This is a genomic window from Streptomyces sp. NPDC014991, from assembly GCF_043080665.1.
Lineage (GTDB): Bacteria > Actinomycetota > Actinomycetes > Streptomycetales > Streptomycetaceae > Streptomyces.
The window spans coordinates 268,144-291,144 of sequence record NZ_JBIBVY010000004.1 but is presented as its reverse complement, the minus strand read 5'-3'; the positions used below and the strand labels follow the sequence as shown (position 1 = coordinate 291,144).

The 23,001-nt window shown below is 70.3% G+C and carries 15 protein-coding genes; 4 read left to right on the top strand and 11 right to left on the bottom strand.

Going from position 1 to position 23,001, the window contains the following annotated elements; translation table 11 throughout:
• Positions 1-154 precede the first annotated feature (154 nt).
• Positions 155-1,372, top strand: a complete 1,218-nt coding sequence (locus tag ACF1BE_RS09760) for a thiolase family protein (RefSeq protein WP_392198451.1) — start codon at positions 155-157, stop codon at positions 1,370-1,372.
• Positions 1,369-3,498 carry a 3-hydroxyacyl-CoA dehydrogenase NAD-binding domain-containing protein gene (locus tag ACF1BE_RS09755; RefSeq protein WP_392198450.1) on the top strand — a complete coding sequence of 710 codons (2,130 nt, stop codon included), beginning with the start codon at positions 1,369-1,371 and terminating at the stop codon, positions 3,496-3,498. The genes ACF1BE_RS09760 and ACF1BE_RS09755 overlap by 4 nt, the downstream gene beginning before the upstream one ends.
• Before the next feature lie 109 nt (positions 3,499-3,607).
• Here the strand turns inward: ACF1BE_RS09755 and ACF1BE_RS09750 are convergent, their stop codons facing one another.
• Positions 3,608-4,624: a hypothetical protein gene (locus ACF1BE_RS09750; protein WP_392198449.1), complete on the bottom strand. Its 1,017-nt coding sequence runs from the start codon at positions 4,622-4,624 to the stop codon at positions 3,608-3,610.
• 72 nt (positions 4,625-4,696) lie between these two features.
• Between ACF1BE_RS09750 and ACF1BE_RS09745 the strand changes: the two genes are divergently transcribed.
• Complete coding sequence (locus ACF1BE_RS09745) at positions 4,697-5,089, top strand: NTP pyrophosphohydrolase (RefSeq protein WP_392198448.1); 393 nt, start codon at positions 4,697-4,699, stop codon at positions 5,087-5,089.
• Here the strand turns inward: ACF1BE_RS09745 and ACF1BE_RS09740 are convergent.
• From ACF1BE_RS09740 to ngcE, 10 genes are all read right to left on the bottom strand, one after another.
• Positions 5,010-6,548 carry an ArnT family glycosyltransferase gene (locus ACF1BE_RS09740; RefSeq protein WP_392198447.1) on the bottom strand — a complete coding sequence of 513 codons (1,539 nt, stop codon included), beginning with the start codon at positions 6,546-6,548 and terminating at the stop codon, positions 5,010-5,012. The genes ACF1BE_RS09745 and ACF1BE_RS09740 overlap by 80 nt on opposite strands.
• A 74-nt stretch (positions 6,549-6,622) precedes the next feature.
• Positions 6,623-8,149, bottom strand: coding sequence for an amino acid permease (locus tag ACF1BE_RS09735; protein ID WP_392198446.1), 1,527 nt, complete (start codon positions 8,147-8,149; stop codon positions 6,623-6,625).
• A gap of 142 nt (positions 8,150-8,291) precedes the next feature.
• Positions 8,292-10,253 (bottom strand): 1-deoxy-D-xylulose-5-phosphate synthase, encoded by a 1,962-nt coding sequence (gene dxs / locus ACF1BE_RS09730; protein ID WP_392198445.1) that lies wholly within the window; start codon positions 10,251-10,253, stop codon positions 8,292-8,294.
• A gap of 140 nt (positions 10,254-10,393) precedes the next feature.
• Positions 10,394-11,686 (bottom strand): sugar ABC transporter permease, encoded by a 1,293-nt coding sequence (locus ACF1BE_RS09725; protein ID WP_392198444.1) that lies wholly within the window; start codon positions 11,684-11,686, stop codon positions 10,394-10,396.
• A complete protein-coding gene (locus ACF1BE_RS09720) occupies positions 11,683-12,471 on the bottom strand; it encodes an ATP-binding cassette domain-containing protein (RefSeq protein WP_392198443.1) in 789 nt (262 codons plus the stop codon). Before ACF1BE_RS09720 ends, ACF1BE_RS09725 begins: the two co-directional genes overlap by 4 nt.
• Positions 12,472-12,652: 181 nt before the next feature.
• Positions 12,653-13,768, bottom strand: coding sequence for a substrate-binding domain-containing protein (locus tag ACF1BE_RS09715; protein ID WP_392198442.1), 1,116 nt, complete (start codon positions 13,766-13,768; stop codon positions 12,653-12,655).
• Between the two features lie 121 nt (positions 13,769-13,889).
• A complete protein-coding gene (locus ACF1BE_RS09710) occupies positions 13,890-15,089 on the bottom strand; it encodes an ROK family transcriptional regulator (protein WP_392198441.1) in 1,200 nt (399 codons plus the stop codon).
• Positions 15,090-15,274: 185 nt separating this feature from the next.
• On the bottom strand, positions 15,275-16,198 hold the full coding sequence (locus ACF1BE_RS09705; protein ID WP_392198440.1) for a carbohydrate ABC transporter permease: 924 nt from the start codon (positions 16,196-16,198) through the stop codon (positions 15,275-15,277).
• 15 nt (positions 16,199-16,213) lie between these two features.
• On the bottom strand, positions 16,214-17,149 hold the full coding sequence (locus ACF1BE_RS09700) for a carbohydrate ABC transporter permease (protein WP_392198439.1): 936 nt from the start codon (positions 17,147-17,149) through the stop codon (positions 16,214-16,216).
• 120 nt (positions 17,150-17,269) lie between these two features.
• Complete coding sequence (ngcE, locus tag ACF1BE_RS09695; RefSeq protein WP_392198438.1) at positions 17,270-18,718, bottom strand: N-acetylglucosamine/diacetylchitobiose ABC transporter substrate-binding protein; 1,449 nt, start codon at positions 18,716-18,718, stop codon at positions 17,270-17,272.
• A 384-nt stretch (positions 18,719-19,102) separates the two neighbouring features.
• On the opposite strand from ngcE, the gene ACF1BE_RS09690 reads away from it, so the two are divergent.
• Positions 19,103-22,906, top strand: coding sequence for a GH92 family glycosyl hydrolase (locus ACF1BE_RS09690; protein ID WP_392198437.1), 3,804 nt, complete (start codon positions 19,103-19,105; stop codon positions 22,904-22,906).
• The last annotated feature ends 95 nt before the right edge of the window (positions 22,907-23,001 follow it).

Here is a 23,001-nt window from a genome sequence, read left to right as displayed (position 1 = left end):
CTCCCGCGCGGTTGCCGTGCCCACCGGGGGTGTGACCTTCACCGCTTGGGTCGGCAGGACTGTGCAGCTACGTTACTCATAAGTAGCATGGGTTCTGAGCGCGCGCTCAGCGCATCGCAGCAGTGCCATCCCGCACCCTGGAGGAGAGCCAATCGTGCCTCGTACCGTCAGGGACGTCGTCTTCGTCGACGGCGTCCGCACCCCGTTCGGCAAGGCGGGCCCGAAGGGTATCTACCACGAGACCCGCGCCGACGACCTCGTCGTGAAGGCGATCCGGGAGCTGCTGCGCCGCAACCCCGGCCTGGACCCGCAGAAGATCGACGAGGTCGCCATCGCCGCGACCACGCAGATCGGCGACCAGGGCCTGACCCTCGGCCGCACCGCCGGCATCCTCGCGGGCCTGCCGCAGTCCGTCCCCGGTTACTCGATCGACCGCATGTGCGCCGGCGCCCTGACCGCCGTGACGACCACCGCCGGTTCGATCGCATTCGGCGCCTACGACGCCGTCATCGCCGGTGGCGTCGAGCACATGGGCCGCCACCCGATGGGCGAGGGCGTGGACCCGAACCCGCGGTTCGTCTCCGAGAAGCTGGTCGACGAGTCGGCCCTGTTCATGGGCATGACCGCGGAGAACCTGCACGACCGCTACCCGCACATCACCAAGCTGCGCACCGACGAGTACGCGGTGCGCTCGCAGGAGAAGGCCGCCAAGGCGTACGCCAACGGCAAGATCCAGCAGGACCTGGTGCCGATCTCGGTGCGCCGGACCAACCCCGAGGGCGGTGAGACGGGCTGGGGCCTGGTCACCGCCGACGAGCCGATGCGCCCGGGCACCACGCTGGAGAACCTGGCGAACCTCAAGACGCCGTTCCGTGTGCACGGCCGGGTCACCGCCGGTAACGCGGCCGGTCTGAACGACGGCGCCACCGCGTCGATCATCGCGAGCGAGGACTTCGCCCGCGAGAACGGCCTGCCGGTCCGGATGCGCCTCGTCTCCTACGCCTTCGCGGGCGTCGAGCCGGAGGTCATGGGCTACGGCCCGATCCCGGCCACGGAGAAGGCCCTGGCCAAGGCGGGCCTGTCCATCTCCGACATCGGCCTGTTCGAGATCAACGAGGCCTTCGCCATCCAGGTCCTGGCCTTCCTCGACCACTACGGCATCGCGGACGACGACGAGCGCGTCAACCAGTACGGCGGCGCCATCGCCTACGGCCACCCGCTGGCCTCCTCCGGCGTCCGTCTGATGACGCAGCTGGCCCGCCAGTTCGAGGAGCAGCCGCACGTCCGCTACGGCCTGACCACCATGTGCGTCGGCTTCGGCATGGGCGCGACGGTCGTCTGGGAGAACCCGCACTTCGAGGGGGACAAGTGAGCACCACCACCGAGCTTCTGAAGCAGGCTTCGGAGCTGTTTCCCGACGAGGTCGTCACCAGTGCGCACGTACGCCACTTCGACCTGCCGTTCGGCGCCGGCCGCTTCGCGCTGATCACGCTGGACAACGGCCTGGACCACACCAAGCCGACCACCTTCGGGCCCGCCTCGCTCGCGAACCTCGACACCGCGATCGACCAGGTGGAGAAGGAGGCCGCCGACGGTGAGATCGTCGGTGCCGGCATCACCGGCAAGCCGTTCATCTTCGCGGTCGGCGCCGACCTCAAGGGCGTCGAGCTGCTGAAGGAGCACGAGCACGCGCTCGCCATCGGCAAGGGCGGCCACGAGGTCTTCAAGCGCCTGTCGAAGCTGGCCGTCCCGACGTTCGCCTACTACAACGGCGCGGCGATGGGCGGCGGCGTCGAGGTCGGCCTGCACTGCACCTACCGGACCGTCTCGAAGGCGATCCCGGCGTTCTCCCTGCCCGAGGTCTTCCTCGGCCTGGTCCCCGGCTGGGGCGGCTGCACGCTGCTGCCCAACCTGATCGGCGCCGACAAGGCCGTCTCGGTCGTCATCGAGAACTCGCTCAACCAGAACAAGCAGCTCAAGGGCAAGCAGGTCTTCGAGCTGGGCATCGCCGACGCCCTGTTCGAGGGTGCCGACTTCCTGGAGCAGTCGCTGCTGTGGACCGCCCAGGTCCTCAAGGGCGACATCAAGGTCGAGCGTCCGGCGATCGACCGCGGCGAGGCCTGGGACCAGGCGGTCGCGCGCGGCCGGTTCATCGCCGACTCCAAGGTGCACGGCGCGGCCCCGGCCGCCTACCGCGCCCTGGACATCATCGCCGCCGCGAAGAACGGCGACCTCCAGCAGGGCTACGACGCCGAGGACCAGGCGCTCGCCGACCTGATCATGGGCGGTGAACTGCGCTCCGGCATCTACGCGTTCAACCTCGTGCAGAAGCGCGGCAAGCGTCCCGCCGGCGCCCCGGACAAGAGCCTGGCCCGCCCGGTCACCAAGGTCGGTGTCGTCGGCGCCGGTCTGATGGCCTCCCAGCTCGCCCTGCTGTTCCTGCGCCGCCTGGAGGTGCCGGTCGTCCTGACCGACATCGACCAGGAGCGCGTCGACAAGGGTGTGGGCTACGTCCACGCCGAGATCGACAAGCTGCTCGGCAAGGGGCGCGTCAACCAGGACAAGGCCAACCGTCTCAAGGCCCTGGTCACCGGCGTGCTGGACAAGGCCGAGGGCTTCTCGGACGCGGACTTCGTCATCGAGGCCGTGTTCGAGGAGATCGGGGTCAAGCAGCAGGTGTTCGCGGAGGTCGAGGCGGTCGCCCCGGCGCACGCGATCCTCGCCACCAACACCTCGTCCCTGTCGGTGACGGAGATGGCGTCGAAGCTCAAGAACCCCGAGCGGGTCGTGGGCTTCCACTTCTTCAACCCGGTCGCGATCCTCCCGCTGCTGGAGATCGTCCGCGGCGAGCAGACGGACGACGCCTCGCTGGCGACCGCCTTCGCGGTGGCCAAGAAGCTGAAGAAGACCGCGGTGCTGGTCAAGGACGCCCCGGCGTTCGTCGTGAACCGCATTTTGACCCGCTTCATGGGCGAGATCCAGAACGTCATCGACGAGGGCACCCCGGTCGAGGTCGCCGAGAAGGCCGTCGAGCCGCTCGGTCTGCCGATGTCCCCGCTGGTCCTGCTGGAACTGGTCGGCCCCGCCATCGGCCTGCACGTCTCGGAGACCCTCAACCGGGCCTTCCCGGACCGCTTCACCGTCTCCCCGAACCTGAAGGCGGTCGTCGAGGCCGGCAAGCGCGGCTTCTACGTCTACGACAGCGGCAAGCCGGAGCTGGACCCCGAGGTCGCCGCGCTGCTGAAGCAGGGTGACACCGTCCTCACCGAGGAGCAGGTGCGGGCCCGGGTGCTGGACGCGGTGGCGCAGGAGATCGGGCTCATGCTCGACGAGGGCGTCGTCGCCGAGGCCCAGGACATCGACCTGTGCCTGATCACGGGCGCCGGCTGGCCCTTCCACCTGGGCGGCATCACGCCGTACCTGGACCGTGAGGGTGTCTCGGAGCGCGTGAACGGCAAGAAGTTCCTGGCGCCGGGCGTGGCGAGCGTGCCCGCGTAACGCCTCTCCGGTCGCACGCCGGGTGCCCGCACTCCTCCCGGAGTGCGGGCACCCGGCGTTCTGCCCGCCGTTCCCCGCCCGGCGGGTCGCCGGGCCGGGCCGGGCGGGGTCACACCTCCTGCCACGCCTCCAGCGCCAGCCCCGGCTCGTCCTTGCGCCGGGTCAGCAGGAGCCGCCCGGTCGACGGGGACGACGTCGCCGCCACCACCCGGCCCTCCTCGTCCGTCGCGAGGCACACCAGCGCGTCCAGTGGGAGCTGCGGGCCCGACTCGGTCCACCAGGCGCCCGCCGACTCCACCTCGGTCGGGTACGCGGCGAAGGCGACGCGTCCGCTCGCCGACCGCTGGGCCAGCAGGGTGCAGTCGTAACCGTCCAGCGCGCAGCGGACCGCCGCGACCGGGCCGGGGCCCGCCGCCGGCAGCAGGGTGGCCGGCTCGTCGCCGGAGCGCCAGGCGCACAGGCCGCCGGAGGTGTCGGTGTAGAAGACGGTCGTCCGGTCGGGTGAGGTGGCGAGGGCGCGCAGGGTGCCCGGGCGGACCGGAGCCCTGAGGGTCTCCTGGAGCACGGGCCGGCCGCCCGGCTGCTCCTGACGCCAGTACAGCAGGCCCTGTGGCACCGCCGCGTACAGTTCTGTCCTGCCGGACTCCCCCGTGACCGCGGCCAGTCCGTCGATCACCTCGCTGCCCTCCAGGTCCCGCCAGGGCTCCCAGCCGCCCTTCTCCTTCTGCGCGAGCAGGCTCACCCCGCCGTCGCCGTCGGGCACGAAAAGATGGGCGCGGCCCTGCGCGTCGACGGCGACCGCGGGGGTGCCGGTCCGGTCGCCCTTCTTGTGCGGGTGGCCGACCGGGTTCCAGTCCAGGGCGGCCAGGTGCGGGCGGAAGTGCGTGGAGTGCACGAGCCCGGACTCGCCCTTGACGGTGGGCCGCCAGGAGACCAGATGGGCGTAGCCGTCGGCGCCCTGGCCGACGGCGAGGACGGGGTGCAGCCGCTGGTCGCCGCCCACCCGGCGCGGGGCGGACCAGGGGCCGCCGGGGCCGCGCTCCGCCCGGCACAGGACGGCGTCGCCGGACAGCTGGTAGACACTGAGCCGGCCGTCTCGGCCGCGGAGGAGCCAGTCGCCGTTCACCGGTTCACCTTAAGCCGCTCGGCGGCGGCCCGGGGGCGCGGCCCCCGCCCGCCGACGTGGCACCCTTGCCGCATGACCGAGCCCTTGGACGCCCCGCCCTCCCCGGCCCCGCTGCTCGTGATCGTGGACGGCGCGAACGTCGTCGGTTCGCGGCCCGACGGCTGGTGGCGGGACCGTGAGGGGGCGGCCGAGCGGCTGCGGGACCGGCTGGCGGGACAGGGCCTGCCGGGGCGGGCGGAACCGGTGGAGATCGTGCTCGTGGTCGAGGGCGCGGCCCGTGGTGTTGCCTCGGTGCCGGGCGTGCGGGTGGAGGCGGCGCCGGGCAGCGGCGACGACCGGATCGTGGAGCTGGCCGCCGAGAACGCCGGCCGGGCCCGCCTGGTGATCACCGCCGACCGTGAGCTGCGGCGCCGGGTGGCGGGGCTGGGCGCGGAGGTGGCCGGTCCGCGTACGGTCCTGGGCTGAGCCGCGCCCGCTGTGCCCCCGGCACCCGGGCGTACAGCACCGCCCCGTCCACCCGGCCCGCCCGGGTGTACCCCGCGGCCAGCAGCCGGCGCAGGGTGGGGACGCGGTCGGGGGCGTACGGCCTGCCCCGGGAGTCGTCCACGACCAGGGCCGGGGCGTGCGCGGCCAGTTCCCGGCGGAAGACCGGCCAGGTGCCGGCGACGGCGTACTCCTCGCCGACCCGGAGGCCGTCGCGGCCACCGCTGTAGTTGGTGAGCAGGCCCGCGGTGAGGTAGCGGGTGGCGGGGGTGCGGCCGGCCAGCCAGTACGTCTCCGGGTGTATGCCCCAGACGAGGACCCGGTCGGCGGGCCCGGTGCGGTGGGCGAGGGCCGCCGCGAGCCGTTCGGCGTGCCGGAGTTCCGGGCGCGGGGCGAGCAGGCCCCAGGCGACGAAGAGGGCGCAGCAGCAGGCGGAGATCCGGACGGCGGCCCGGTGCCGGTCCCGGGGCGGGACCTGGAGCGCGGCGGTCGCCAGGAGTGCCAGCGGCGGGGTGAGTTGCAGGTAGTAGTGGCCGAAGAAGTGGAGGCCGAGGGTGACGGCGGCGGCCGAGGAGGCCAGCCACAGCCACAGTTCGGGCGCCGGGGAGCGGGCGGCGCGCAGGGCCCGTACGACCGGTGGGAGCAGGCCCGCCGACGCCCCGGCCAGGAGGGCGGTGTTGGCCGACGCGCGGGCCAGGACGTGGAGTGGGGAGCCGGTGAGGGAGGCGTACGCGGCGGAACCGGTCACCGTCCAGAACAGGAAGCCGGCCGGGCCGGTGAGCAGGGCCGCGACGGTCACCGGCACGGCGCAGCCGGCCGCGAGCCGTGTCACGTCCGCGCGCGGGGCGCCCCGGCGGTACAGCAGCCAGGCCACCGGCAGCAGTACCGCACCCCCGGTCTGCTTGGTCAGGAACGCTGCGGCGACGGCGGTCCCGGCCGCGCCCCAGCGCCCCCGGTCGGCGCACCACAGGGCCGCGGCGGTGCCGGGCAGCATGAACACCTCGAAGGTGGCGGCCTGCGCGTCCTCGGGGTTGAGCCCGACGGAGACCAGCAGGTACAGCACCCCGGCGGTACGGCCCGCGCGGTCGCCCCAGCGGCGGCGGGCGAGGGAGGCCAGCAGCATGGCCGTGAGCAGCTGGGCGAGGACGGCGAGCACCCGCAGCGGGGTCAGGGAGCCGGATCCGCAGACCGCGAACGCGGCCTGGTAGAGCCAGGGCAGCAGCGGCGGTTTGCGGTCCACCACCGTGTCGTACAGCCGGCCTCCCTGGAGTAGCAGCCCGGCCTGTACGGCGAGATAGCCCTCGTCGGGGTTCCACAGCGGCCGGACGAAGGACGGGATCCGGGTCGCGCAGGCCAGGGCCGCCAGTACGGGCAGCAGCCGCGGCCAGTACGCCGTCCGGGTGACCGCGGTCCGTGCGGGGGCGAGCGGGGCGGCGAGCATGGTCAGCACGCTATCCGGCCCGGCGGTCCGCGCCGCGGCGGGACATACGGGGCCGGTCCCCCGAACGCGTCCGGTTACGCGGTGTCCCCGCTCGGCGGGCGGGCGGCCCCGCCTGCCGTGGTGCTCTCCCCCCGGCCGAGCCGGCTGTGCGAGCGGCCGTAGAGGAAGTAGATGACGAAGCCGATGACCATCCAGATCGCGAAGCGCAGCCACGTCTCGGCGGGCAGGTTCAGCATCAGCCACAGCGAGGCGCACACCGACAGGACGGGGATGACCGGAACCCACGGGGTGCGGAACGCGCGAGGCAGGTCCGGGCGGGTCCGGCGGAGGATGATGACGCTGATCGCGACGACGATGAACGCGAACAGCGTGCCGATGTTGACCAGTTCGCCGAGGGTTGTCAGGCTGGTGAAGCCCGCGACGACCGCGATGACGACGCCGAGCAGGATCGTCGGCCGGTACGGCGTGCGGAAGCGCGGGTGGGTGCGCGAGAAGAACCGCGGCAGCAGCCCGTCGCGGCTCATCGCGAAGAACACGCGGGTCTGGCCGAGCAGCAGGATCATGCAGACGGTGATGAGGCCGATGGTGGCGCCGAAGCTGATCACGCCCGCGTACCAGGGGTGCCCCGTGGCCTTGAAGGCCTCCGCGAGCGGGGCCTCCACGGACAGCCTCTTGTACTTCTCCATCCCCGTGACGACGATCGACACCGCGACGTAGAGCAGCGTACAGATGATGAGGGAGCCGAGGATGCCGCGGGGCATGTCGCGCTGCGGGTTACGGGTCTCCTCGGCGGCCGTGGCCACCACGTCGAAGCCGATGAAGGCGAAGAACACGATCGAGGCGCCGGTGAAGATGCCCATCACGCCGAAGTTGGACGGTGCCCAGCCGAACATCAGCTGGATCAGCGGTGCCTTGAGGTTGCCGCCGGCCTCCGCGGGCAGCGCCGGGGGGATGTACGGGTTGTAGTTGGCCGTGTTGACGATGAACGCGCCCGCGATGATGACGATGAGCACGACGGTCACCTTGACCGCCACGACCACCTGGGTGACGCGCGCGGACAGTTTCATGCCGACGACGAGCACGGCCGTGAGCGCCAGCACCAGCAGGGCGGCGAAGATGTCGAACCCGAAGCCGTGGGCGTTGTCCCGTCCGCCGAGTGCGGCGGGGACGTGCCAGCCGATGTTGGTGGCGAGGAACGACCGGAAGTAGCCCGACCAGCCGACGGCGACCACCGCCGTGCCCAGCGCGAACTCCAGGACCAGGTCCCAGCCGATGATCCAGGCGGGCAGCTCGCCGATGGAGGCGTACGAGAAGGTGTACGCGGACCCCGCCACCGGGACGCTGGAGGCGAACTCGGCGTAGCAGAGGGCGGCGAGGGCGCAGGCGACACCCGCGGCGACGAACGACAGGGAGATCGCGGGGCCGGCGGTCGTCCTGGCGACCGACCCGGTGTAGACGAAGATGCCGGTGCCGATGATCACACCGACGCCGAACACGGTCAGGTCCAGCGCCGACAGGGACTTCTTGAGCGCGTGCTCCGGCTCCTCGGTGTCGAGGATGGACTGCTCGACCTTCTTCGTCCGGAAAAGGGTACTGCTCACGGGCCTACCTCCCACGCGCTTGTCGTCCTCGACATGATTCGAGAGGGCCTGGGACGTGTCTGGCCCGGCACAGGCAGGTTCACGCAAAAACGCCGGTTCCGCCACCTGGCGTGGCGGAACCGGCGTCCGGGAGCGGGTGGTTCTAGTCGCGCGCGGGCTCCACGGAGTCCACCGCGTCGGCCGCGCGGTCGAAGCGGCCGTCGAGCTTGGAGACCAGCCCGGTGACCTGGCGGGCGATGTCGGGCGCGGTCAGCCCGATCTCGGCGAGCACCTCGGCGCGGGAGGCGTGGTCGAGGAAGCGCGGCGGGATGCCGAAGTCGCGCAGCGGTACGTCCACGCCCGCGTCGCGCAGCGCCTGGGCGATCGCGGAGCCCACACCGCCGACGCGGCTGTTGTCCTCGACGGTGACGACGACCCGGTGCCGCTCGGCCAGCGGGGCCATGGCCTCGTCGACGGGCTTGACCCAGCGCGGGTCGACCACGGTGGTGGAGATCCCCTGCCGGTCCAGCAGGGCGGCGATCTCCAGGCACATCGGGGCGAGGGCACCCACGGAGACCAGCAGCACGTCCGTGGGGGCACCTGCCGTGCCGTTCATGCCGCGGGAGAGGTCGGTGGCGGGCTCGCGGAGCACGTCCATGCCGCCGACCCGGCCCACGGCCGGTACGGCGGGGCCGACGGCGCCCTTGGAGAAGCGCACCACGGTCGGCGCGTCCTCGACGGCGACGGCCTCACGCAGCTGGGCGCGGACCTGGTCGGCGTCGCGCGGCGCGGCGAGCCGCAGCCCCGGCACGACCTGGAGGAGGGACATGTCCCACATGCCGTTGTGCGAGGCGCCGTCGGTGCCCGTGACACCGGCCCGGTCGAGCACGAAGGTCACCCCGCACCGGTGCAGGGCGACGTCCATGAGGACCTGGTCGAAGGCGCGGTTGAGGAAGGTGGCGTACACGGCGAAGACGGGATGCAGCCCGCCGTACGCGAGGCCCGCCGCGGAGACGGCGCCGTGCTGCTCGGCGATCCCGACGTCGTACACCCGTTCGGGGAAGCGCTTGGCGAACTTGTCCAGGCCGACGGGCTGGAGCATGGCCGCGGTGATCGCGACGATGTCGTCGCGCTCCTCGCCGAGCCGCACCATCTCCTCGCCGAACACGGAGGTCCAGTCGGCGCCGGAGGAGGCGATCGGCAGCCCGGTGTCGGGGTGGATCTTGCCGACGGCGTGGAAACGGTCGGCCTCGTCCTGGAGGGCGGGCTGGTAGCCGCGGCCCTTCTCGGTCAGGCAGTGCACGATCACCGGGCCGCCGAACCGCTTGGCACGGGCCAGCGCCGACTCCAGCGCCTCGATGTCGTGCCCGTCGATCGGGCCGACGTACTTCAGGCCCAGGTCCTCGAACATGCCCTGCGGGGCGATGAAGTCCTTCAGCCCCTTCTTGGCGCCGTGCAGCGTCTCGTACAGCGGCCGTCCCACGACCGGGGTGCGGTCGAGGATGTCCTTCGTCCGGGCCAGGAAGCGCTCGTAGCCGTCGGTGGTGCGCAGCGTCGCCAGGTGGTTGGCGAGCCCGCCGATGGTCGGGGCGTAGGAGCGCTCGTTGTCGTTGACGACGATGACGAGCGGGCGGTCCTTGGCCTCGGCGATGTTGTTCAGCGCCTCCCAGGCCATGCCGCCGGTCAGCGCGCCGTCACCGATGACGGCGACGACATGGCTGTCCCGCTCGCGGCGCTGGTTGGCCTTGGCGATGCCGTCGGCCCAGCCGAGGACCGTGGAGGCGTGGCTGTTCTCGATGACGTCGTGCTCGGACTCGGCCTGCGAGGGATAGCCCGACAGGCCGCCCTTCATCTTCAGCCGGGAGAAGTCCTGCCGGCCGGTGAGCAGCTTGTGCACGTAGGACTGGTGGCCGGTGTCCCACAGCACCTTGTCCTTCGGCGAGTCGAAGACCCGGTGCAGGGCGATGGTCAGCTCCACCACACCGAGGTTCGGGCCGAGGTGGCCGCCGGTCTTGGAAACCGCGTCGACGAGGAAGCTCCGGATCTCCCCTGCCAGCTGGTCCAGCTCCTCCAGGCTGAGCCGGTCCAGATCGCGCGGTCCCGTGATACGGGTCAGCAGCGGCACCCGTGCCTCCTTGCAGTAGAGCTGATCGAGCTTTGCCGGGCTTGTCGAGTCTAATGTTCCGGCTTCGCCGGTGGTGCCCGGGTGCAGGACACGGGAGTGCCCGGCGCCTCGAAGGCGCCGGGCACTGGGTCGTCCGGGTGTTACGCCCGCCCGGCCGACTTCTGGGTCCTGCGGGTCACCGCGTCGATGACGACGGTGGCCAGCAGGACGCCGCCGGTGATCATGTACTGGACCGGGGAGGCGATGCCCTGCAGGGCGAGGCCGTACTGGATCGAGACGATCACCAGCACGCCGAGGAGCGCGTCCCAGGTCCGGCCCCGGCCGCCGAAGAGGGACGTGCCGCCGATCACGGCCGCCGCGATCGCGTTCATCAGCAGGTCACCGCCACCGGCGCCCTGGTTGGCCGAGGTGATCTTGGAGGCGATGAACAGACCGCCGATGGCGGCGAAGGTGCCGGAGATGGCGTAGACCGAGATCCGGATCGCCGCGACGTTGATGCCGGCCCGGCGGGAGGCCTCGATGCTGCCGCCGAGCGCGAAGATCTTGCGGCCGTACGCCGTGCGGCGCAGCACGAAGTCGGTGATCACCAGGACCGCCAGGAACAGCACCACGGCCAGCGGCAGGCCCTTGTACTGGTTGAAGACGGCGGCGGCGGCGAAGGCCACGACGGCGAGGAGCGCCGTGCGGACGATGATCTCGCTCAGCGGACGGGACGGCACACCCGCGGCCTCACGGCGGCGGGTGTCGAAGAACGCGGTGAGGAAGAACACGACGACGGCGACCGTGGCGAGGCCGTAGGCGGCCGCCACGTCGCTGAAGTAGTAGCCGCTCAGCTTGGCGACCAGACCGCTGTCGTCCAGGTTGATCGTGCCGTTGCTGCCGAGGATCTGGAGCATGAAGCCGTTCCAGAACAGCAGACCGGCCAGGGTGACGGCGAAGGCCGGGACACCCACCCGGGCGAAGAAGAAGCCGTGGATCGCGCCCGCGACCGCGCCGGTGAGGATGGCGAGGATCAGCGCCAGCCACTCGGCCATGCCGTGCGTGATGTTGAGGACGGCGAAGGTGGCGCCCGCGACACCGCTGACCGAACCGACCGACAGGTCGATCTCGCCGAGCAGCAGGACGAACACGATGCCGACGGCGATCATGCCCGTGCCGACCATGGCCACGGAGATGTCGGACAGGTTGCCCGCGGTGAGGAAGTTGGAGTTCAGGCTCGCGAAGATCGCCCAGATGACGATCAGGCCGACGACGACCGGGATCGAGCCGAGGTCACCGCCGCGGATCTTGCGCTTGAACTCGCCGATGTAGCCGGCGAGGCCCTGCTCGCGCACGAGCAGCCGGGGGTCGACGGCCACGTCCGAGCCGGCGGCGGCCTCCGGGTTTTCCGCCGTCTGCCCGCCGGCGGGGGCGGAAGTCTTGTCGATGCTCACTTCTGAGCCTCCCCGTTGCGCGCCGCACGGCGGGTCACGGCGTTGTCCGTGGCACCGGTGATGGCGGAGATGATCTCTTCCTGCGAGGTCGACTTGACCTCGAACACGCCGTTGTTGCGCCCCAGGCGCAGCACGGCGACCTTGTCCGCCACGGCCTTCACGTCGGCCATGTTGTGGCTGATGAGGATCACGGCGTGGCCGCGCTCGCGCAGCCGCTCCACGAGGTCGAGGACCTGCGCGGTCTGCTCGACACCGAGGGCCGCGGTGGGCTCGTCGAGGATGACCAGCTTGGGCTCGCCGAGCATGGAGCGGGCGATGGCCACGGTCTGGCGCTGACCGCCGGAGAGCGAGGCGATCGGGATGCGCACGCTGGGGATGCGGATCGAAAGCGTGGTGAGCAGCTCACGGGAGCGGCGCTCCATCTCCACCTCGTCCAGGACGCCGCGCTTGCGCAGCTCCCGGCCCAGGTAGAGGTTGCCGACGACGTCGATGTTGTCGCACAGCGCGAGGTCCTGGTAGACGGTCGCGATGCCCAGGTTCTGGGCGTCGTGCGGCTTGTTGATCTGTACGGTTCTACCGTCCCACTCGATGACACCCTCATCGATGGGATGCACGCCGGCGATCGTCTTGACCAGCGTGGACTTTCCGGCGCCGTTGTCGCCCACCAGGGCGACCACTTCACCGGCGTGGACCTCAAGCTCGACGTCGGTGAGCGCCTGGACGGCACCGAACCGCTTGGAGACCCCGCGCAACGCCAGCACGGGCGTAGCGGACACGTGAACCATCTCCTTCGCCGCCTGACCCGGCGGGAGGTTGTGCAGAAGTTTGGAAGGGGGGTCCGTCCGGCGCCCCGCCCTAGCTTGCGGGGCTGGTGGATGCGGGGCGCCGGAGGGGTTTGTCACCGCGCGTGTCCGCCGGGGAAGTCCTCCGGGGAACTCGCGCGTACGTGAGGCGTCGTGCGGCTGCTTACTTCAGACCGATCTTGTCGCAGGCCGACTTGTACTTGCCGGTGCAGATGTCGCTGATCGTGTAGAAGCCGTCCTTGATGACGGTCTCCTTGATGTTGTCCTTGGTCAGCGAGACGACCGGGACGATGACCGAGGGGACCTGCTTCGCGGTCGGGCTGTCGACCTTGCTCGTGGCGATGGAGTCGAGCTTCTCGCCCTTGCCGAGCGCGACGGCCATCTTAGCGGCCACGGCGGCCTCCTGCGGGTAGGACTTGTACACGCTCATGTACTGGTCGCCCGTCACGATGCGCTGCACACCGGCGAGCTCGGCGTCCTGGCCGGTCACCGGAACGCTGATGCCCGCGGCCTTGAGCGCGGTGATGATACCGCCGGCCATGCCGTCGTTGGCGGAGTAGACGCCCACGATGTTCTTCTTGCCGAGGGCGGAGATGGCGCCCTCCATGTTGGCGTTGGCGTTCTCCGGCTTCCACTCCTTGGTGTCGTACGACTTGGCGATGTCGACCTTGCCCTTGAGCTCCGCCAGCGCGCCCTTCTTGAAGAAGGCGGCGTTCGGGTCGGTGATCGCGCCGTTCATCATGACGATCTTGGCGGAGGGCTTGGCCTTGTCGCCCAGCGCCTTCAGCAGGGCCTTGCCCTGGGTGTGACCGACCTCTTCGTTGTCGAAGGAGGTGTAGGCGTCGATCGGGCCCTCGGCCAGGCGGTCGTAGGCGACGACCGGGATGCCGGCGTCCTTGGCCTTCTTGACCGAGCTGGCGATGGCCTTGGAGTCCACCGCGTCCACGATCAGCACGTCGACCTTGTTGGTCACCATCGTGTCGACCTGCTGGTTCTGCGTGGTGGCGTCCTGCTTGGCGTTCGCGTAGACGACCTTGCCCTTGCCGTTCGTCAGGTCCCGGACCTGCTTCTCGATGATGGGCTTGTCGAACTTTTCGTAACGCGCGGTCTGGTTCTCCGGAAGAAGCAGACCCACCGTGATGGCGTCGCCCTTCTTGGCACCGGAGCTGGAGTGGTCGCTGTTGCCCTTGGATTCCTTGGCACTGCCACAGGCGGCCAGCGACACGGCCATCGCACCGGCGGCAACGGCAACGGCGGCACGACGCATACGTGCGTTCACTTGAGAAACCTCCCTGACGAGGCCGCGTCGTTGCGGCCGAGGTGGCTGGAAGTCAACTCGGCCACACGTGCGACGTCAAGAAGTAAATCCTTAACGAGATGGCAACGGTGCCATCCGTTCTCTAAGTGAAGGCAGGGGCCGCCACGGGGAGCGCCCCCTCCAAAAGGGTCGAATCACCCATCTCGCTGAGGGCGAGGGCGAGCGCCCCGAGCACCTCCGCGCGACCGCCAAGTGCCCCCGGGAGCACGGACAGTTGGCGCGCCGCGCTGGGGATGGCATAGCGGCCGACCGACTCCCTGATGGGCCCGAGCACCAGCTCACCCGCCTCGGCGAGATCACCGCCGAGGACCACCCTGCTCGGGTTCAGCAGGTTGCAGAGATTGGCCACGCCGCTGCCGATGTGGCGGCCGACGTCGGCGACCACCCGGCGGCAGCCCGGGTCACCGTCCCTGGCCAGCCGTACGACGCCCTCCATCGTCAGGTCGCTGCCGTGGCTGGGCTGGAGCAGCGGGAGCACGTAGCGTGCCGCCGCGAAGGTCTCCAGGCAGCCGCGGTTGCCGCAGCGGCAGACCGGACCGGACTCGTCGAGGGTGATGTGCCCGATCTCGCCGGCCGTGCCGCCGGGGCCGCGGTAGATCTTCCCGTCGATCACCAGGCCCGCCCCGACACCGCTGGCGACCTTGATGTACGCCAGGTCGCGCACGCCCTTGCCGCTGCCCCAGACCAGCTCGCCGAGGGCGCCGAGGTTGGCGTCGTTGTCCACGTGCACGGGCACGCCGAGCCGTTCGCGCAGCTCCTCGGCGGGCTTGGTGCCGCCCCAGCCGGGGAGGATCGCGGTGGACCCCAGCGTCCCCGACTCCACGTCGATCGGACCCGGCACGCCGAGTCCCACGCCGGCCACCTTGGACCGGTCCACCCCGGTTGCCGCGACCAGCCGGCTGACCAGCTGTTCGGCCCGGTCGAAACCCTGGTCGGCGGAGGCGTCGACGTCCAGCGGCTCGGCCTCCTCGGCCAGCACCTGGTGGGCGAGGTTCCCGATCGCGACGCGCAGATGGGTGTGCCCGAAGTCCACGCCGATCACGATGCCGGCGTCCCCGCTCAGACTGACGCTGCGGGCCCGCCGCCCGCCCGCCGACGTGGGCGTGACCTCGACGGTTCCACCGTCCTTCAGTTCCCGCACGATATTGGAGACGGTCGCGGCCGACAGACCGGTCGTCCGCGCGATCTCCGCCTGCGTGAGGGACCCGGCCAGGCGCACGGCCCGGACGACCCGCTCCAGGTTGGCTCGGTGCAGTGATGACTGCGACCCTGGAGTCTCCACGACGACCTCCTGAGCGCGGGGCCGCTTCGGCGAGGCCCCGTGTATGTCCAACTAGTGAACTCTAAGCTGAGCCGTTCGGGGTGACTCCCGTCAAGAGGTTGAACCGTTTCCGGGTACCCGGACGCACGCGTGCGCGCCGCCCCCGGAGCCTGGAGCGGCGTACGCGCGGACGGCGCCGGGTGCGGTTATTTAAGGGTCGCCGAGGTCAGCCCCGCCTGCACCTGGCGCTGGAAGGACAGGTACACCACCAGCATCGGAATCATGGCGATGGTCACACCCGCGAACAGAACGGGCAGGTCGGCGGCGTATCCCTGCTGCTGGTTCAGCTGGATCAGGCCCTGGGTGAGGACGTACCGTTCGGGGTCGGAGCCGCTCTGCGGCTGCATGAGGACCGTGGGCAGGATGAACTGGTTCCACTGCCCCAGCGTGTTGAAGATCCCCACGCTGATCAGTCCCGGCTTGGCCATGGGCAGCATCACCTGGAAGAACGTCCGGGTGTGCGAGGCGCCGTCCAGTACGGCCGCCTCGAAGACGGCGGTGGGCAGGGTCCGGAAGAAGGCGTGCATGAAGAACACCGTGAACGGCATCGAGTAGGCGATGTAGACCAGGACCAGCCCCTGGTAGGTGTTGAGCATGTCCAGCCGTTTGACCATGAAGAACAGCGGGACCAGGGCCAGGAACACCGGGAACATCGCGCCGGCGACGAAGAAGTAGTACAGCAGCCGGCTGCCCGGGAACGGGTACCGGGCCAGCACGTACGCGGCCATCGACCCGAACAGCATGGTCAGCGGCACGGAGAAGACCAGGACGATCACAGTGTTCAGGAAGTAGTCGCCGATGCCCTTGTCCCAGGCGCGGGCGAAGACGTCCAGGGACCAGTGCCGGGGCCAGCCGAAGGCCGAGCCGCCGATCTGGGCGTCGGTCTTGAAGGAGCTGAGCACCAGCCACAGCAGCGGCAGCACGATCAGCAGGGCCCACAGGGCGAGGAAGCCGTGGGAGAAGGCGTTCAGGACCACGCCCTCGCCGCGCCGGCCGCCGGCTCGCAGGGGGGGCCTGGCGACGGGCCGCCCGGCCTGCGCGGGGGCGGTTTCCTTGATGGGTGCGCTCATCGTCGTCTCTCCCGCTCAGAACTCGATGCGCTCGCGGCGGGTGGCGCGCAGCGTGACCACGGACAGGACCAGCGTGAGCAGCAGCATGACGACGCCCATGGCGCAGGCGTAGCCGCTCTTGCCGTAGTACAGGAAGTTGCGCATCATCACCGTCGACATCACGTCGCTGTGGTGGTCGGGGCCGCCGCCGTACGCGCCCATGTTCTGGGTCATGGCCGAGACCAGCACGAACATGTCCATGGCGACGATGCCGAGGTAGACCCAGGCGGTCTGCACCGAGTCCCACAGCAGGGGCAGGGTGATGCGGAAGAAGGACTGGTTGCGGCTCGCCCCGTCGATCAGGGCGGCTTCGTAGATGTCCCGCGGGACGGTCTGCATGGCGGCGGAGAACAGCACCAGGTAGAAGCCGACGCCGTGCCAGACCACGACCAGCATCAGCGCCCAGAGCACCATGCTCGGCTCGTTGAGCCATTCGACGGGGTTGTCGGCGTCGACCAGCCCCGTCTTGATCAGCAGGCCGTTGAGCAGACCACCGCCGTCGCTGCGGTACACGGCGTTGAACAGCACCGCGAGGATCGCCAGTGACAGCACCTGGGGGAAGAAGTAGAGGATCTTGTAGAACGTCGCTCCGGCGACTCCCCGCACCCCGCCGGCCCGGCTGCGCCCGCCCGCGTTGAGCATGTAGGCGAAGAACAGGGCGAGCAGAATCGTGATCACCGGGATGAAGACCAGGAAGAGGATGTTGTGCCAGACGGCCTCCAGGAAGATGTCGTCCTGGAACAGCGCCCGGTAATTGTCCAGACCGACGAAGCGAAAGGTCTGCGACTGTCCCTTCCAGTCGGTCAGTGAATAGCCGATCGTCTGGATGTACGGCCAGATCACGAAGATCAGATAAAGCGCCACGGGGACGAGGAGAAATCCCGTGACGAACCGGTACTGCCCTCTGCGCATACCTGCCCCTGACATTCCGGCCCGCACCGGCGCCCCGGAGGGAGCGCGGGGGACTGCGCGACACGCCGCGACGAACCGGCATCCGCAGTCACGCCCGCGCCCCCGGGGCGCCCCGGCGGACTAGTCCCGGTGGTTCTTCTTCGACGCGGGGTCCTTGGCCTGTTTGTCCACCGCGGCCTGACACCGCTTCAGCCACTCCTTCGGCTGGATGCGCCGGGCCATCAGCTCGTTGGACGCGGCCTCGATGGCGGTGCCCATCTCGCCGTACCACTCGGTGTACAGGTATCGGAAGGTGTGGTCACCGGCCGCCTTGGACGCCTCGACCGTGGACTGCGTGCCCGGGCGCAACCGCACACCCGGGTCGACGCCGTCCTTGAGGATGGTGAGCGAGTTGGCCTGCTTGGCGAAGAGCGTCGACCACTCCTTGGAGAGCATGCGCCGCATGAACTCCTTGGCGGCCGGCAGGTTCCCGGCCTTCGACGGGATGACGAAGGGCTCGCCCGAGCCGGCCCGGATCGCCTCGAACGGCAGGGCGCTGCCGGACAGCAGCGGCATGGGCAGGAACTTCATGTCGAAGTCCGTCGGCGTCTGCTTGAGCTGCTCGTTCTCCAGCCAGGAGCCGCAGGTGATGAACGCGGCCTTGTACTGGTTCCAGCGGGTCTGCGACTCGGTGTGGGTCAGGCCGTTCGTGCCGGGCATGAGATAGCCCTTCTCGACGACCTCGTAGACGGCCTCGACGGCGGCCTGGGCGGCGTCGGAGCCGACGAACGCCTTGGGGTCCAGGTTGTCGATGGCCTTCATCGCGTCCAGACCGCCCTTCTTGGCGATCAGGTCCATGAGGGCGACGTTGATGTAGTACGGGTACTTGCCCTGGTGGGCGAGGCCGCCGATGCCCTGCGACTTCGCGTCCTTGCAGATGGCGAGGAAGTCGTCCCAGGTCTTCGGCGCCTGCCAGCCCTTCTCCTCGAAGAGCTTGCCGGAGTACCACAGGCCCCAGACCGTGTAGATGTAGTTCAGCGCGACGATCTTGCCCTCCTGCATGCCCGGGTCGAGCGTGCCGGGGATCAGGGTGTCGCGGACCTTGCGGGCCGGGTCGTCGACCGAGGGCGCGTCCAGGACCTCGGCGAGGTCGAGGAGCTGGCCGTTCTTGTACAGGACATCGATGTTGATCTTCTGGGCGCCCGAGTCGTCCACGATGTCCGGTGGGTTGCCCGCGTTGAAGCGCGGCTGGAGCTTGCCGGTGATCTCCTGGGTGCCGGTGTGGCTGGAGGTGACGCCGAGCTTCTCGGCGAAGTCGGCCTCCCACGCCTTGGCGTAGTCGTCGCCGTATCCGCCCTTGAAGACGACGACGTCGAGCTTGCCGCCCTTCTTGGCGCCGAAGGGGTTGTCCTTCGACGTCTTCCCCTTGGCGGTGTCGCCGCCGTCGCCGTCGCCTCCGCCTCCGCTGGCGCACGCGGACAGGAAGCTCATCGCCGGGACACTCACCAGGCCGAGTGCGGCGGACCGCCTGATCAGTGCGCGGCGGCCGACACCTGCGCGGCCGTGGTCCCCTTCGGGAGTGGATCCCATGCTCAAGTCCTCGCCTTCTCCAGGACTCAGGCGGTGAACCGGATCCTGCCCGGCACCGCGGTCGGGTCAAGCTGGGTGGTGCGGGAAGTACGGAGTGCGTGTTCTGCCGGAAGTGCGATTCTGTACCGGGCGCCGACAGGTATAGTCCACTTCCCGCCAACGGAGCAAGATCGAACGCAAGGTTGGCCATGGGTCTTTTCCGAGTTGAGACCTCACGGAAATATCGGACGCCGTCGTGCGCCATGCCCGGAAAACCAGCGGTATAACGCCCTGAATGCCACAGCCAACACCCTTGACATCCCGGGCCACTTGACCACCTACTGGTTCCTGCGCCCCGCAACTGACAACGTTGTCCGAAGAGGGTGCGGGAGGGGAATTCCATAGATGCAGCGGAGAACTCGGCACAGCTGGGGCCCGGCGGCCGTCCTCACGGCCGCCTTTGTCATGGCCGTCGGCGCGCAGGGCGCGGCGGTCGCCCTGCCGGCCAGGGCTGCGGCAGCCGACCGGGAGTTCGCATCCTCGTTCGAGGCGGGGGATCCGGCGCCGGACTGGCTGAACACCGTCGACACCGGGCCGGACGGCGGCAAACGCGCCTCGGGCGTCGACGGCGGGTACAGCACCGGCATTCCGGGCAATGTGACCGACCACGTCACCGAGGTCCGGGCGAGCGGCGAGAACCCGGGCGCCGGCGAGGTGGGGGAGAACCTCGCCGACGGCGAGCCCGGCACCAAGTGGCTGACCTTCGAGCCCACCGGCTGGGTGGAGTTCGACCTGGACAAGCCCACCCGGATAACGACGTACGCCCTCACCTCGGCCAACGACTACGCCGAACGGGACCCCGCGGACTGGACCCTGCGGGGCTCCACCGACGGCAAGGACTGGAAGACCGTCGACACCCGCTCGGACGAGACGTTCTCCGAACGGTTCCGGACCAAGTCCTACGACCTCGCCGAGCCGGCCGAGTACCGGCACTTCCGGCTGGAGGTGACGAGGAACCACGGCGCTCCGGACATCCTCCAGCTCGCCGACGTGCAGTTCTCCACCGGCGGCGGGGGCGGGCCGGTGCCGCAGGACATGCTGACCCTGACCGACCGGGGCCCGAGCGGCTCGCCGACCGCGAAGGCACGGGCCGGTTTCACCGGGAAGCGGGCCCTGCGCTATGCCGGGCGGCACACGGCGGCCGGCCGGGCGTACTCGTACAACAAGGTCTTCGACGTGAACGTGAAGGTGGGCCGTGACACCCGGCTCTCGTACCGCGTCCTCCCCTCGATGGCCGACGGCGACCGCGACTACGACGCCACCTTCGTCTCCCTCGACCTGGCCTTCACCGACGGCACCTACCTCAGCGGCCTGGGCGCGCTGGACCAGCACGGCTTCCCGCTCTCGCCGCGCGGACAGGGCGCGTCGAAGGCGCTGTACGTCAACCAGTGGAACAACGTGGGCGCGCGGATCGGCGCGGTGGCGGCGGGCAGGACGGTCGACCGGATCCTGGTGGCGTACGACTCCCCCGCCGGCCCGGCCAAGTTCCGCGGATGGATCGACGACGTGTCCCTGAGACCCGTGGCACCGGAGCGGCCGAAGGCGCACCTGTCGGACTACGCCCTGACCACCCGCGGCACCAACTCCAGCGGCAGTTTCTCGCGCGGCAACGACTTCCCGGCGACGGCCCTGCCGCACGGCTTCAACTTCTGGACGCCGGTCACCAACGCGTCCTCGCTGAGCTGGCTGTACGAGTACGCACGTGCGAACAACGCCGACAACCTGCCGACCATCCAGGCGTTCAGCGCGAGTCACGAGCCGAGCCCCTGGATGGGCGACCGGCAGACCTTCCAGCTGATGCCGTCGGCCGCGTCCGGCACCCCGGACACCGGGCGCGAGGCACGGGCACTGCCCTTCCGGCACGAGAACGAGACCGCGCGGCCCTACTACTACGGCGTCCGGTTCGACAACGGCCTCAAGGCCGAGATGACCCCGACCGACCATGCGGCCGTCCTCCGCTTCACCTACCCCGGTGACGACGCGAGCGTGCTGTTCGACAACGTCACCGAGCAGGCCGGCCTGACACTCGACAAGGAGCACGGCACCCTCACCGGCTACTCGGACGTGAAGTCGGGGCTGTCCACGGGCGCGACCCGGCTGTTCGTGTACGGCGAGTTCGACAAGCCGGTGAAGGACGGCGGTTCGAGCGGGGTGAAGGGCTTCCTGCGCTTCGACGCGGGCGCCGACCGCACCGTCACCCTGCGGATCGCCACCTCGCTCATCGGCGTCGACCAGGCGAAGGACAACCTGCGCCAGGAGGTCCCGGGCGGCGCGTCCTTCGACACGGTCAGGGCACACGCCCAGCGCGTCTGGGACAAGCTGCTGGGCAGGGTCGAGGTGGAGGGCGCGACCCCGGACCAGCTGAGCACGCTGTACTCCGGGCTGTACCGGCTGTACCTCTACCCCAACTCCGGCTTCGAGAAGGCCGGCGGCAGGAACCGGTACGCCTCCCCGTTCTCCCCCATGCCGGGCCCGGACACCCCGACGCACACCGGGGCGAAGATCGTCGACGGCACGGTGTACGTCAACAACGGTTTCTGGGACACCTATCGGACCACCTGGCCGGCGTACTCGTTCCTGACGCCCTCCCAGGCGGGCAAGATGGCCGACGGTTTCGTGCAGCAGTACAAGGACGGCGGCTGGACCTCCCGCTGGTCCTCCCCCGGCTACGCCGACCTGATGACCGGCACCTCCTCGGACGTGGCGTTCGCCGACGCCTACGTCAAGGGCGTGAGGTTCGACGCGGGAGCGGCGTACGACGCGGCCGTGAAGAACGCGACCGTCGTCCCGCCGATGCCGGGCGTGGGCCGCAAGGGCATGAGCACCTCGCCCTTCCTCGGCTACACCAGCACCGACACGCACGAGGGCCTGTCCTGGGCGATGGAGGGCTACGTCAACGACTACGGCATCGCGAAGATGGGCGAGGCGCTCTACCGGAAGACGGGCGAGAAACGCTACCGCGAGGAATCGGAGTACTTCCTCAACCGGGCCCGGGACTACGTGAAGCTGTTCGACACCAGGGCCGGCTTCTTCCAGGGCCGGGACGCCGAGGGCGACTGGCGCGTGAACTCCGCGCAGTACGACCCGCGCGTGTGGGGCTACGACTACACGGAGACCAACGGCTGGGGCTACGCCTTCACCGCACCGCAGGACAGCCGGGGCCTGGCCAACCTCTACGGCGGCCGGGACGGACTCGCGGACAAGCTCGACACGTACCTCGCCACCCCCGAGACGGCCTCCCCGGACTACGTCGGCTCCTACGGCGGGGTCATCCACGAGATGACCGAGGCCCGGGACGTGCGCATGGGCATGTACGGCCACTCCAACCAGGTCGCCCACCACGTCCTGTACATGTACGACGCGGCCGGTCAGCCCTGGAAGACGCAGGCCCGCGTGCGCGAGGCGCTCTCCCGGCTCTACACCGGCAGCGAGATCGGGCAGGGCTACCACGGCGACGAGGACAACGGCGAGCAGTCGGCCTGGTACCTCTTCTCCGCGCTCGGTTTCTACCCGCTGGTCATGGGCAGCGGCGAGTACTCCATCGGCTCCCCGCTGTTCAAGCAGGTCACCGTGCACCTGGAGAACGGCCGTGACCTGGTGGTCCGGGCGCCGCACAACAGTGCCAGGAACGTCTACGTCCAGGGGGTCCGGTTCAACGGCCGCCCCTGGACGTCGACGTCGCTGCCCCATTCGCTGCTGTCCGAGGGCGGGGTGCTGGACTTCGCCATGGGCGCCGAGCCCTCGACGTGGGGCACGGGGAAGGACGCGGCGCCGGTCTCCGTCACCCGGGACGACAAGGTCCCGGCGCCCCGGTCGGACGTCCTGAAGGGCGAGGGCCCGCTCTTCGACGACACCTCGGCGACGAGCGCGACGGTCACCACGGCGGACCTGCCGGTCCCGGGCGCCGTGAAGCCGGTGCAGTACACGCTGACCTCGGCGGCGGACCACACCAGGGCGCCGGCCGGCTGGACCCTCCAGGGTTCCGCCGACGGCACGGCCTGGCGGACGCTGGACCACCGCTCCGGTGAGACGTTCGGCTGGGACCGGCAGACCCGTGCCTTCACCATCGCCGCGCCCGGCACGTACACGAGGTACCGCCTGGTCCTGGACGGCGAGTCGGCCCTGGCGGAGGTGGAACTGCTGGCCTGACCTCCAGGCGCGTACGGCGGCCGGCCGTTCGGCCGGACGGCGCGCGGCACGGAACGAGAGCGAGGCGGCCCGCCCCGGGAACCGGGAGCGGGCCG